Source organism: Ruegeria sp. CF3 (assembly GCF_056537365.1).
Genome location: NZ_JBQFRK010000007.1, coordinates 220,045 through 232,641, shown reverse-complemented (window position 1 = coordinate 232,641; position 12,597 = coordinate 220,045). Strand labels below are relative to the sequence as shown.

At 56.7% G+C, this 12,597-nt stretch carries 11 protein-coding genes and 1 pseudogene; 10 read left to right on the top strand and 2 right to left on the bottom strand.

The genetic code is table 11. The features are described 5' to 3' along the window. From ACR0KC_RS20095 to ACR0KC_RS20060, 8 genes and pseudogenes are all read left to right on the top strand, one after another. Nucleotides 1-159: pseudogene (locus tag ACR0KC_RS20095) on the top strand (iron-containing alcohol dehydrogenase); the annotation flags it as partial. A gap of 2 nt (nucleotides 160-161) precedes the next feature. Then, nucleotides 162-1,001, top strand: coding sequence for an EamA family transporter (locus tag ACR0KC_RS20090; RefSeq protein WP_480772184.1), 840 nt, complete (start codon nucleotides 162-164; stop codon nucleotides 999-1,001). Nucleotides 1,002-1,179: 178 nt separating this feature from the next. After that, on the top strand, nucleotides 1,180-2,073 hold the full coding sequence (locus ACR0KC_RS20085; RefSeq protein WP_480772183.1) for a DeoR/GlpR family DNA-binding transcription regulator: 894 nt from the start codon (nucleotides 1,180-1,182) through the stop codon (nucleotides 2,071-2,073). Between the two features lie 20 nt (nucleotides 2,074-2,093). Beyond that, nucleotides 2,094-4,133: an ABC transporter substrate-binding protein gene (locus ACR0KC_RS20080; RefSeq protein WP_480772182.1), complete on the top strand. Its 2,040-nt coding sequence runs from the start codon at nucleotides 2,094-2,096 to the stop codon at nucleotides 4,131-4,133. A gap of 61 nt (nucleotides 4,134-4,194) precedes the next feature. Next, nucleotides 4,195-5,199 (top strand): ABC transporter permease, encoded by a 1,005-nt coding sequence (locus ACR0KC_RS20075; RefSeq protein WP_170397787.1) that lies wholly within the window; start codon nucleotides 4,195-4,197, stop codon nucleotides 5,197-5,199. Between the two features lie 4 nt (nucleotides 5,200-5,203). Then, nucleotides 5,204-6,334: an ABC transporter permease gene (locus tag ACR0KC_RS20070; protein ID WP_480707487.1), complete on the top strand. Its 1,131-nt coding sequence runs from the start codon at nucleotides 5,204-5,206 to the stop codon at nucleotides 6,332-6,334. Then, nucleotides 6,331-7,329: an ABC transporter ATP-binding protein gene (locus ACR0KC_RS20065; protein WP_170513428.1), complete on the top strand. Its 999-nt coding sequence runs from the start codon at nucleotides 6,331-6,333 to the stop codon at nucleotides 7,327-7,329. The genes ACR0KC_RS20070 and ACR0KC_RS20065 overlap by 4 nt, the downstream gene beginning before the upstream one ends. Continuing rightward, nucleotides 7,326-8,147, top strand: a complete 822-nt coding sequence (locus ACR0KC_RS20060) for an ATP-binding cassette domain-containing protein (protein ID WP_170594923.1) — start codon at nucleotides 7,326-7,328, stop codon at nucleotides 8,145-8,147. The genes ACR0KC_RS20065 and ACR0KC_RS20060 overlap by 4 nt, the downstream gene beginning before the upstream one ends. Here the strand turns inward: ACR0KC_RS20060 and ACR0KC_RS20055 are convergent, their stop codons facing one another. Together ACR0KC_RS20055 and hslU are read right to left on the bottom strand one after the other, a co-directional pair. Then, nucleotides 8,148-9,245: an alpha/beta hydrolase gene (locus tag ACR0KC_RS20055; protein WP_480707486.1), complete on the bottom strand. Its 1,098-nt coding sequence runs from the start codon at nucleotides 9,243-9,245 to the stop codon at nucleotides 8,148-8,150. Nucleotides 9,246-9,342: 97 nt separating this feature from the next. Then, nucleotides 9,343-10,650, bottom strand: coding sequence for an ATP-dependent protease ATPase subunit HslU (hslU, locus tag ACR0KC_RS20050; protein WP_170425348.1), 1,308 nt, complete (start codon nucleotides 10,648-10,650; stop codon nucleotides 9,343-9,345). 198 nt (nucleotides 10,651-10,848) lie between these two features. Here hslU and ACR0KC_RS20045 point away from each other — a divergent pair, with 198 nt between their 5' ends. Both ACR0KC_RS20045 and ACR0KC_RS20040 read left to right on the top strand, forming a co-directional pair. Beyond that, nucleotides 10,849-11,250, top strand: a complete 402-nt coding sequence (locus ACR0KC_RS20045; protein WP_170397803.1) for a DM13 domain-containing protein — start codon at nucleotides 10,849-10,851, stop codon at nucleotides 11,248-11,250. A 105-nt stretch (nucleotides 11,251-11,355) separates the two neighbouring features. Beyond that, the gene (locus tag ACR0KC_RS20040) at nucleotides 11,356-12,597 is read left to right on the top strand and encodes an MFS transporter (protein ID WP_170733761.1); all 1,242 of its coding nucleotides are present in this window, start codon (nucleotides 11,356-11,358) and stop codon (nucleotides 12,595-12,597) included.

Genomic DNA, 12,597 nt, shown 5'->3' with positions numbered 1-12,597 from the left:
GACAGCCTCGCCATCCCCCGCAAACTCTCCGACCTCGGCGTCACCAAAGCCGCCATCCCCGAACTGGTCCAGGGCGCAATCATCGACCCCTCATGCGGAGGGAATCCGATCCAACTCAACCAACAAAACATCACTGAGCTGTTTAATACGGCGATCTGACAGTGAGCGCTGAAATCGTTCTCATAATCCTTGCGGCCGCGTTGCTGCATGCGATCTGGAACACGGTTGTAAAAACGGCCGCTGACCGAACAGTCACGCTGGGTCTGGTTGCGCTGGGACACGTTATCCCGGGGGCGCTGATGGTGGCGGTTCTGCCGCTGCCGAATATCGAGAGCCTGCCATATCTGGCAGGTTCGACCGTTGTTCATTTCGGATATTTCTACATGCTGAATCAGGCCTACCGGCATGGTGATCTCAGTGTGGTGTACCCGATCGCGCGCGGTGTGGTTCCTGCGCTGGTCGCTCTTTGGGCCGTGATATTCGCGGGCGAACATCTGCCGACGCAGGCCTGGATTGGGATCGCGGTGATTGCCACCGGCATTCAACTGTCCAGCTGGTCGGTTTTGAGGCAAGGGGTCGGTAGGGCATCGCTTGTTTTCGCATTGGGAACGGGCTGCTTTATTTCCATCTACTCGCTTGTGGATGGCCTGGGCGTGCGGGTGTCAGGCAACATCCTGAGCTATTGGGCCTGGCATTCGGTTCTGCATATCTTTGTTGTGGGCTTTGTCGCGCTACGGCGAGGCGCGCGTGTGCTTGATTTGCCTCTGCGCATCTGGGTGATCGGGATTGCAGGCGGAATGGTGTCGATGACGGCTTACGGCCTAGTGCTTTATGCCAAGAATTTCGCTCCGCTTGGCGTCGTGTCAGCCTTACGCGAAACCTCAGTGATCTTCGCGGCCCTAATCGGATTTCTGTTCTTGAGTGAAGGCAATCCCATGCGACGCCTTCTGGCGGCCGTGATGATGGCTGCTGGCGTGACGCTGATCGCATTGTCGTCATGAACACATGCTGGGATGAGTTGAATGATTCTTGCGAGAGATCTGAAATCCACCTGTCACGCCGCATGAAACTGCAGGTTTGTTGTGCCATGTTGACCGGAAAAGGCAAAAAAACCAAAATTGTCGCAAAAGATTTACATTTATTGTGGATTTTTGCGCGAAAATGTGACCGAGTCTGAAAATGGATGATGATAGCGTAACCATCCCACATCGTGGCCGAGAGCTGCTGGATGTCCTTGCGCGGCTGGGGGGGTCAGCGCGCAACACTCAGATCGCCCAGATCATGGACGTCTCTGAGGAAACGGTGCGTCGTTTGGTCAAGGCGCTGGCGCGCGCGAACAAGGTTGAGCGTGTGCATGGCGGCACATTTCTGTCTCGAGCACAGGATACACCGATGTTTTCGGGCGCGCTGGAGTATAATGCCGACGAGAAAACCAACATCGCCAAGCGGGTCTGCGGGTTGCTTGAGGACGAGATGGTGTTGTTCATCACCGTTGGCTCGACCATGACTCATGTGGCCGAGCAACTACGTGAGCTGCGGGGTTTGACCGTCGTTAGCAACTCTTTGTCAGTTGTCGCATCCCTGGCCGATCACAATGGCACGCGCGCCGTTCTGGCAGGGGGCGAAGTAATCCGGTCCGAGCGAGGCAGTTTTGGCCGTGCGGCTGAAGAACTCGCGTGTCAGTACAGCTATGACGCGGTGATCTGCGGCGCGGATGCACTGTCGCTGGTTGGAGGCGTATTGGCCTCGAACCCGCTGGAGGCGGATCTGACCCGTGCGCTGCAAGGGAACACGCATCGCATGATCGTTGCAGCGGACCACACCAAATTCGGTGCAAAGGCAGCCAACGTGTCTTGCCCGTTCGACAAGGTGACGGATCTGGTGACCGATATCGCGCCACCTGATGCGTTTGCACCCGTTCTCAAGCAAGCTGGGGTCCAAGCGCACATTGCATCGCAATACGATGTCAAATCCGGGCCAGATGAAACAGAGCCCCGGAAGCAAAAAAAGAACAAAGAAACCTCCGAAAGCAAAGCGGGCAAATCGGGCTCTCGGAAACGCAAAACGAAATAAACAAAACCTAGGGAGAAAACATGAAAAAGCTTCTTATGTCTGGTGTGGCCTTTGCCACAATCGGGGGCGCGGCCTGGGCCAATTGTCCTGCTGCAACCGTCGCGGATATGCAGGGCGTCGCAACCGGTGCTTATCCTCAGCAGTTTGATCTGTCCGAGTTTCAATCAGCTGCAAACTGTACGCTCAGCTTTGCCGAAAACCCGGCTATTGGGGATCTGAACGGCATGATCCGTGGCAATGGCGATCTTGCGGCCGTGGCAGATCGTCTGCCGGCTGACCCGTTGGTCATCGTACCCTATGACTCGATAGGTCAGTATGGCGGTGTTCTGGACGCGCTCTCCAACGCCACAGAAAGCGGCACCTCGGACTTCCTTTCGGTGCGTCACGTCAACCTGTTCCGCTATTCCGACGACCTGCAGACCCTGGTGCCCAACGTGGCGAAATCCTGGGAATGGAACGATGACTTCACCGTGCTGACCGTGAATCTGCGTGAAGGCCACAAGTGGTCGGATGGCGCGCCATTTACGGCGGCGGATATCGTCTTCTGGTACGATAACCTGATGATGGACACCAATGTCATCGCCGAAGCGAAGGATTATGCGCTGGCGGGCGGTGAGCCCATGAAGGTCGAAGCGCTGGACGACACCACTGTCCGCTTTACCCTTGCCGCGCCCAAGCCTGGCCTGACCGAGACATTCTCGTTCACCTATGTGCAGCCCTACCAGCCCAAGCATTTCTTTGAAAAGTTCCACCCGGCGTTGGATGACAACGCCGACGCCAACGCGCAGGCGCTTGGTTATGAAAACGGGTACGAGCTGATCAAGGCCTATTATGGCAACTCGGACTGGATGGATACGCCATCTCCGATGCTGACAGCCGGTGACAAACTGGCGGGTCTTCCCACCGATACCATGCCGACGCTGGAGAGCCATATCCTTGTGAAGGAGAGCACCGAGGGTCGTCACTACGTGGCCAACCCCTATTTCTTCCAGGTCGATACGCAGGGTAACCAGCTTCCCTACATTTCGGAAATGGATGAAACTTACGTTCCGGACGAAGAAGTTCGCACCCTTAAGCTGCTGAATGGCGAGGTCGATTACAAATCGCAGGGTGTTAACCTGACATCCGCTCCGGTGCTGCTCGAAGGTCAGGAGAACGGTAACTACACGGTCGAGGTGAAGCCTTCGATCGGTTATCCGGTTCTGACCTTCAACGTGACCGCAGAAGACGAGGCCAAGCGCGCGATCTTTAACGATATCCGGTTCAGAACTGCGATGTCTGTTGCTATGGATCGCAACCAGCTGAACGAGGTTGTGGCTTTTGGTCTGGGAACACCGACACAGTACATCGGCTTCTCGCCACGTCCCGATTTCATCGACGAAAAATGGTCGAACCATGAGATCGAATTCGACGCAGAGCGCGCCAATGCGCTGCTGGACGAAGTCGGTCTTGTCGACAAGGACGGTGATGGCTTCCGCGACTTGCCGAATGGTGATCCGTTTGTTCTGGATTGGCAGTTCTCGACCCAGCCAGCTTCGGCGCAATTGGTGGAACTGATTGCTCAGAACTGGAAAGACGTTGGCGTCAACACCGCGATCAAAGAGGTGACATCCGACGAATTCCGCGCCGCACAAACGGCCAACTCGCTGGATATGGGCCTATGGCTGAAGAGCCAGCCAGCCGGGTCGATCCTCGGGGACAGCGAGATCTGGGTGCCTCCGTTTGATGGCTATTTCGACGTACGTACAGGTATGCTCTGGGCTGAATATATCAGCTCAAACGGTGAAAACGGAGTTGAACCACCGGCTTGGGTCGCGGATCTGAAGACTGCATTGGACACCTATCAGTCCAGTGCACCCGGCTCTGATGCGTCAGTATCCGCCGCGCAGAAGATGGTCGAGATCATGACCGGCGAGCTGCTGTTCCTGGGTACCGTGAATGCTCCTGCCCCGATCTATCACTCGAACAACCTGCAGAACTTTACCGAGTTCAAAACGCAGTCTTACGAGTTCTATCGGACCTATCCTTACCGCCCCGCCCAGTGGTGGCTGAGCGAATAAGGTTGAGAAGATAAGAAGGTGGGCGCCCGCGCCCGCCTTCGCGCATCCCGCGGGGACAGATATGTTGCAATTCTGCAGATTTGCCGCCACCCGGGCGGTTATGGCGTTGGTCACTTTGGTCATCGTATCGCTGATTGTTTTTTCACTGATGGAACTGGTGCCCGGTGACTGTGCCGAGCGCTATTTGGCGTATAAAAACACCCAAGGGTCCGCGATCACCGTTGCTGACGTTGCAGCAGAACGCGCCCGACTGGGGTTGGATCAACCGTTCCTGACCCGATGGGCCACTTGGTTGTCAGGGGCATTTCGTGGCGATTTCGGCGAAAGCTGCATCCTGCGGGTGAATATTGCACAGCTGCTGGGCGACAAGTTCTGGCTGTCGCTGTGGATCTGCCTTGGCGCTTTGACGCTGGCTTATGCCATTGCAATCCCTGTGGGCATCATTTCTGCCGCCTCGCGCAGTGCAGTATTGAACAACTCGCTGCGGATCGTCAGCTATCTGGGTCTGGCGATGCCGAACTTCCTGCTGGCCCTGATGGTGATGCTGGTTTCAACCGTTTATTTCGGCGAGACACTGACCGGGCTGTTCTCGCCGGAGTATAAAGAAGCGCCTTGGTCTTGGGGCAAGTTCCTCGATTTGCTGAAACACGCCTGGCTGCCGATCTTCATTCTGGGCTGGTCGGCCACAGCCTTTGCGCTGCAGACCGTGCGCGCGTTGATGTCGGATGAGATCGGGAAGCTGTATGTCACCGCTGCTGCCGCGCGGGGCATTTATGGCCGCCGACTGTTATGGCGCTATCCGGCCCGTCATGCGCTGGGGCCGATCGTCAACAGCCTTGGCTTTGACCTGAACCGGATCTTCAACGAACTGCCCATTGTGGCGCTGATCCTGACATTGACTGAAGCCGGTGCGCTTTTGCTTGAAGCGTTGGCGCGGTCCAATGATCAGCAACTTGCGGGGGCCATCATCTTTCTGCTGACGGCATCAATCGTAACGTTGAATTTCTTCACCGACATTCTGCTTGCGGTGATTGATCCGCGCGTGCGCAAAAGTATCCTCAGGTGACCAGATGACTGCGACAATCGACAACCAAAAGGCAAAAGAAGCCTATTTCACCGCCTCGCAGCGTCAGTTGATCTGGGCCCGATTCAAGAAACAGCGCGCGGCGATGATTGCGGCCACAGTTCTGGTCGTCCTGATCCTGTCGGGCATCTTTGCTCCGTTCCTGTCGCCTTACGATCCGACCGCCGCAGGGCGTGACAAAGACTATCTGAACGGAGCCCCGCAGATTCCAAGATTCTGCGACAAGAATGGCTGCTCGATCCGCCCGTTCCTGCACGGGGTAACTCGCGAACGCTCGTTGGCGACCAATTTCCGCTGGGTCGAGAAAGTGAACGAGGATGAACGCCGATATATCCAGTTCTTCGTTCGGGGCGACAAATATAAGCTGTTTGGAGTCATTCCCGGTAACATCCATCTGTTTGGTGTCGATCAGGGCTATGTTCACCTGTTCGGAACCGACAGTGCCGGCAAGGATATCTTCAGCCGTACACTGCATGCGGTTTGGACGTCGCTACAGGTCGGAACGCTTGGGGTGATGATTTCGTTCGTGCTGGCGCTCGCGATCGGAGGGGTGGCAGGATATTACGGTGGAATGGTCGACAGTGTGATCCAAATGATCACCGATGCGATCCGTACGGTTCCGGCCATACCTCTGTTCATGGCGATTGCGGCCTTTATCCCGCCGGAATGGTCGGCCGAAACAAGATTCTTTGTCATCACAGCCATATTGGGATTGGTCGGCTGGCCTACTTTAGCACGGCGAGTTCGCACCCATCTGTTGACCGAACGCAATCAGGAATATGTGCTTGCGGCAAAGCTTTGCGGTGCATCGCCGGGCCACATCATCCGGCGTCATCTGCTGCCCAGCTTCACCAGTTACATCATCGTCGATCTGGTGATCTCGTTCCCCTATATGGTCCTCAGCGAAACCGCGCTCAGCTTTATCGGGCTGGGGCTGAAAGATCCGGTCAACTCACTTGGCGTGATGTTGCAGAATGTGACCAAGGCGGATGTTCTGCTGAATTACCAATGGTATTTCATCCCGGTCATCTTCTTTGTCGTTCTCGTGATGTCTTTCGTGTTCGTTGGCGATGGCCTGCGCGATGCGGCTGATCCTTATTCGGAGACCCGCAAATGAGCTTGATCGATGTCGAAAACCTGTCCGTTCAGTTCAAAACCGATGAAGGGTTGATCACGGCGGTTGAGGATGTTTCGTTTTCACTCGCCCCAGGCGAGGTGCTCGGGCTGGTCGGCGAAAGTGGATCAGGGAAATCAGTGACAGCAAAATCACTGATGAAACTGAATCCACCCAACGCGATCTATGCACCGGAAAGCCGGATCGATCTGCATCTCGACAGCGGCCCGGTTGATATCATGGCGCTGAAGCGGCCCAAGGACATGGAGATTGTGCGCGGCGGGGCGATCAGTATGATCTTTCAAGAGCCGATGGCCAGCTTTGCCCCCGCGATCACCATCGGCAAGCAGATGGTTGAACAGTTGCTGATCCACACGGATCTCAGCAAAAAGCAGGCCAAAGAACTATCGATCGAAATGCTGGACCGGGTGGGTATCCTTGAACCAGCGGCCCGGTTCAACCAATACGCTTTCGAATTGTCGGGCGGGATGCGTCAGCGGGCGATGATCGCCATGGCGCTTTCGACCAAGCCCAAACTGCTGATCGCGGATGAGCCGACAACGGCGCTGGACGTGACCATTCAGGCTCAGGTTTTGGATCTGATGAAGGATCTGGTGGCCGAGTTCGGCATGGGCATCGTCTTCATCACCCATGACCTAAGCGTCGTCGCCCAAACCGCCGACCGGGTTGCGGTGATGTATCTGGGTCGGATCATGGAAAGCGGACCTGTGCGTGAAGTGATCCGCCATCCGGCACATGCCTATACGCGTGGCCTGCTGAACGCGTTACCCAAACTCGATGATCTGGACGCACCGCTAACCCCGATCCCCGGCGATATCCCCTCACCTCTGGAGCGGCCATCAGGCTGCGTGTTCCATCCACGCAACCCGGAACTCAAACCCGGATCGCGATATGAAACGGAACGCCCACCCTTGACCGAGGTCAGCCCCGGCCATTTCGCAGCCATTTTCCCCGAAGACGTGCCAGGCCAGCCATGACAAACGCATTGATCAAAACCGAAAACCTGTCAGTCGAATTTCCCCTTGGTGGCGGGTTGTTTAACAAGCGCACGCTGAAGGCGGTCGACAACGTCTCGATCGAAATCCCGCGAGGGGCTTTTGTTGGGGTGGTCGGCGAGTCCGGCTCGGGCAAGACAACACTCGGCCGCGCATTGCTGAATGCGGTTCCAATCACCAGCGGTGGCGCAAGCTATGATGATGGTGAAGAGCGGTTCGATCTGACCAAAATGTCAGCAACCGATCTCAAGTCCTATCGCCGTCGGGCTCAGTTGATTTTTCAGGACCCTTACGCGGCGCTTAGTCCTCGGATGACCGTGCGTGATATCATAGCCGAACCGCTGGATGTGATGGGCCTGACCGCATCGCGTGAGGAAACCGATGCGCGGGTTCGCGAGATTGCGGGCAAATGCCGGTTGAACCTTGAACATCTGCGACGCTATCCGCACGCGTTTTCGGGCGGTCAGCGTCAGCGGATTTCTATCGCGCGGGCTCTGGCCTGCAACCCGCGTTTTGTAGTTGCCGATGAATGCGTGGCGGCGCTGGACGTGTCGATTCAGGCGGATATCCTGAACCTGCTGAAATCCCTTCAGCGAGATATGGGCCTGACCTTCATGTTCATCAGCCACGATCTGTCGGTTGTGGCCCATACCTGCGATTTTGTGGTCGTGATGTATCACGGCAAGATCGTCGAAAGCGCCCCGACGCGCGAACTGTTTGCCGCACCCAAGCAAGACTATACCAAGCGGTTGCTGGATGCGATCCCATCGCTGGACCCCGATCATCGAATGCGTGCCTGATCAGGGCGCGCTAACCTGCGCCTGTCCGGTCTCGGTCAGCACAATCTCGGTCGCGCCATCTGCGCTGCGCTCGCTGGGTGGGACAAGGACATCGATGCCAGGCCGGTCGGGGCCAAAGGTGTTGCTGACTCGGCGGACTGAACTGAGAATGGCCAGCAGCGCCGGAGACGTCGCCGCCACGAAATGAGATGATCCCGCATCGCTGTTGAATGCAGTCGTGTCGATCACGCTGATCGGATATTCGGCCAACGCGTCGACCGAACTAATATTACCCAACCTCTGACTGTCCGCGGTGCCGCGCAGCCGAGCCGACAGGTTCAGAATCTTGTCCTTCTGGGACACCATCACCACAAACGGGTCGGGCGGGCTCTTGATGCTGTTCATCTGGGATCGGAACAGATCCACATCCAGATCAGGTGAGATCAGGATGACCCCCTCAAGATTGCGGCTTGCCCATCCCGGCTCGCGCAGTTCGGCTTGCCGCATCATCTCCATCGATAGGGCGCTGCCCATCGAATGCGCTATCAGGACGACCCGCTTTACGCCCATTGATTTGAGCAATCTAATGGTCTGTTCCAGCCCGTCTCGGGCAAACAGCATACTGTCCAGATCATAAGCGTAACCGGTGCCGCGCGCCTTACTGGGCCAGGAATAAATCAGAATGGTTCCGGGGATACCGATATCATGGCTCAGCTGAGCGGCCCGAAATGCGGTCTCGGTCTGCGTGGCGTTATACCCGTGAACAAAGATGACCACGTCATCCACGCCACGCAGACGGGACTTCAGATCCTGCGGACCCGAGAACTCGGTAACATCGGCCACGACAAACTGTTTGTTCGGATTCGGGTTCGCGTATGAGAACTCGAGGTCACCCGGCGTGTGCGACGGCGGAATCGAGACGGTCATCTCAAGGTAACGAAGTGCCTCGGCACGGTTAGCTCCGTAGCTGCCATCCGGCTCGCGCGCACGGGTAGTGGCGGCAAAGACCGTGGCGGGGGTGCCGACCCTAAGGGCTTCGGGTGTGATCTCTGTGATAGACCGATCCGCACAGGCGGTCAGCACAGACAGCGTCACAATGATGATGAAATAGCGCAGCACGCTCTGCCCCTGTGAAGTTACAGGGCTACGCTACCGTATTCCCGCCCCGCGTCCAGCCTGAGGGCACGACTCATTGGCAAAATCCGGCTGGCACCTGTTACAAAACGTAACGGCTGAGGTCTGTGGATTTTGTCAGCTCGCCAAGATTGTCGTTCACGAAACCTGCATCGACGGTGATCTCAGCCCCTGCCTGATCCGGTGCGGTGAACGAAAGCTCTTCGAACACGCGCTCCATCACCGTGTAAAGCCGCCGCGCACCGATATTCTCGATGCTTTGGTTCACATCCGCCGCAATCCGGGCCAAGGCTGCGATCCCGTCTTCGGTGAAACTGACCGTGACCTCTTCAGTGCCCATCAGGGCAGTATACTGCAGGGTCAGAGCGTTGTCGGTCTCGGTCAGGATACGTACGAAATCCTCTTCTGTCAGGGCGCGCAGTTCCACGCGTATCGGCAAGCGGCCCTGAAGTTCTGGCAGCAGGTCCGAGGGCTTGGCGATGTGAAACGCACCGGATGCAATGAAAAGGATATGGTCGGTTTTCACAGGGCCATGTTTGGTGCTGACAGTGGTGCCCTCGATCAGAGGCAGCAGGTCGCGCTGAACCCCTTCCCGGCTGACATCGCCTCCGCGCGCATCGGATCGGGCGCAGACTTTGTCGATTTCATCCAGAAACACGATGCCGTTCTGTTCGACCGCTTCCAAAGCCACCCGGTTGACGGTTTCATCATCCAGCAACTTGTCGGCCTCTTCCCCAATTAAGGCCTCATAGCTTTCAGCGACAGTCATGCGTTTCTTGACGGTCCTTCCACCGAAGGCCTTGCCGAAGATATCACCCAGATTCATCATCCCCATCTGACCACCCGGCTGGCCCGGTATATCGAACATCGGCATCGGGTTCGTGGTATCTGACAGTTCCAACTCGATTTCGGTATCGTCCAGCTCACCCGCTTTCAGCTTCTTACGGAACATCTCCCGCGTCGCTTCGCGGGCGTCGGTTCCAGCAATCGCCTCGATCACGCGATCCTCGGCGGCCTGATGGGCGCGGGCTTTGACATCCTCGCGCATATACTCGCGGGTTTGCAGGATTGCGGCGTCAGCCAGATCACGCACGATCTGTTCAACGTCCCGACCGACATAGCCGACCTCGGTGAATTTGGTGGCTTCAACCTTGATGAAGGGTGCGCGGGCCAGTTTGGCCAGACGGCGGCTGATCTCGGTCTTGCCAACGCCGGTGGGTCCGATCATCAGAATGTTTTTTGGATAGACCTCATCGCGGATGTCATCTGGCAACTGCTTGCGCCGCCAGCGGTTGCGTAGCGCCACGGCGACGGCGCGTTTCGCGTCTTTCTGCCCGATAATAAAGCGGTCCAGTTCCGAGACAATCTCGCGCGGGGTCAGGTCGGTCATATGTGTTCTATCCGTATGTTTCGCAGCGGAACCTAATCATACGGCGCGAAAACACAAGCCGATCACGAGAAGATCACGGCAACTCACGGGCAGCACACGGAATTTCGTGGTGATGTGAATCGCCAGATGCACAGCGTCTGCGGCATAACCTTTCGCGACGGACTCTGCGTCCGTATGACATTAGGGAGATACCTCATCATGATGACTCGTCGTTCGCTTTTTGTGAAAGCTGCAGCTACCGGCGCGGCCCTGTCTTTGGTCGGCACCACCGCTGCCCTGGCCGGTGGCGCAAAAAAGAAAGGCACATTTGAAGGCCGCTCGAACCACGTCACTACCGGTTCGGTAAAACTGGTCAAAGATGGCGAGCGTTACATCGTTGAACTGGGCGACGACTTTTCGCTGGACAACGGCCCCGACCCGCGTGTCGCATTTGGCAAGGACGGCACATACGCCCCAGACAGCAAACTGGGCGCGCTGCTGCACCTGACCGGCAAGCAATCCTATGCCGTGCCACCAACCATGGATGTCTCGGGCTACAACGAAGTTTACATTTGGTGCGAGGTTGCCGGCGTCCCGCTGGGAGTTGCTTCGTTGAAGTAATCACACCCTTCAGGGGTCGGGCTTTCCGGCCTCTGACACGCCGTTAGGTGACAGGGCAACTGTCTGTTACACTCGCCCCAAGATATTGGAACTGGGGGCGTTTTCATGACCAAGATTGCCAAGATCACCCTGCTGTTTGTGGTCTTTGTTGACCTGATCGGACAAGGGCTGGTGTTTCCCATCATCAACTCCCTGATCATGGAAACGAAGTCCGGCTTCTTGCCGGAAAGCACAGCCATGGGCACAAGGCACTTTTATTATGGTCTGGTGATCGGCTGCTTCTTCCTGTCTTGGTTTCTGGGGGTGGTCTATGTCTCGAAAGTTTCTGACTCTATCGGGCGCAAGAATGCTCTTCTGGTCTGTTTGACCGGGGCGTTGGTCGGTTACGCCCTGACGATCGCCGCGCTTTATCTTAACAGCCTGCTATTGCTGATCATCGGCCGGTCGATCACCGGATTTACCGCCGGCAATCAGCCCATTGCGCAGGCGGCAATGATCGATGGCAGCACCGACGCTGCCGACCGCGACCGCAACATGGGTTATATTGTGACCGGTGTCAGCTTTGGCTTGGTCGGAGGACCGATCATAGGCGCGGTTCTGTCCGATGCAGCCTTATTGGGCAGCGCGGCGACATTGAAAACGCCTTTCTACGGGGCGTTTGTGCTGGTCCTGATTGCAATCTTTCTTGTGACCGCGTTCTTCAAGGATACCAGAACCGAGCGCGAACCCTTCGTCTTCCGCCCCCGCGACATAACCGACAGCCTCCTAGCTGTGCGCGAACACCCGTTGGTTTTGAAAATCATGCCAGTTTATGCCCTGTTCATGGTCGCCAACGTTACTTTCTATGTATTCGTCGACAACTTCCTGACCAGCGCGTGGGGTTATGGCGTAATAGGGGGCAGCATGGCGATGGTGGTCATTGGCGTTGCGCTGGCCTTTTCCAGCACCTTCCTTGTGAAACCAGCGCAAGAGAGGTTCAGCAAGCACCAGATCATCTACACCTCGTTGGTCACCATGGTGATCTGTGGCTTTGCCTTCGCATTCAGCCCCAGCGGGGTACTGAGCTATATTCCGGTCTTTTTCTTCTACTTCTTCTTCGGCGTTTCTTACCCGACGCTGCTAGGCCTGTTCTCATCCAGCGTTGCCGAAACGGATCAGGGCTGGGTCATGGGCGTGACCACAGCCGTGTTCTGCCTAGCAGGCGGTATCATGTCCCTGATCGGAGGCGGATTGATGAGCATCGACATCCGCGTGCCGTATTATATCGTCATTGTCACTGCCCTGATGGGCCTGATCGGGATGCATTTGAGGTGGAAGGGGAAAGAGATCAAAGCGCTATTGGCGTAA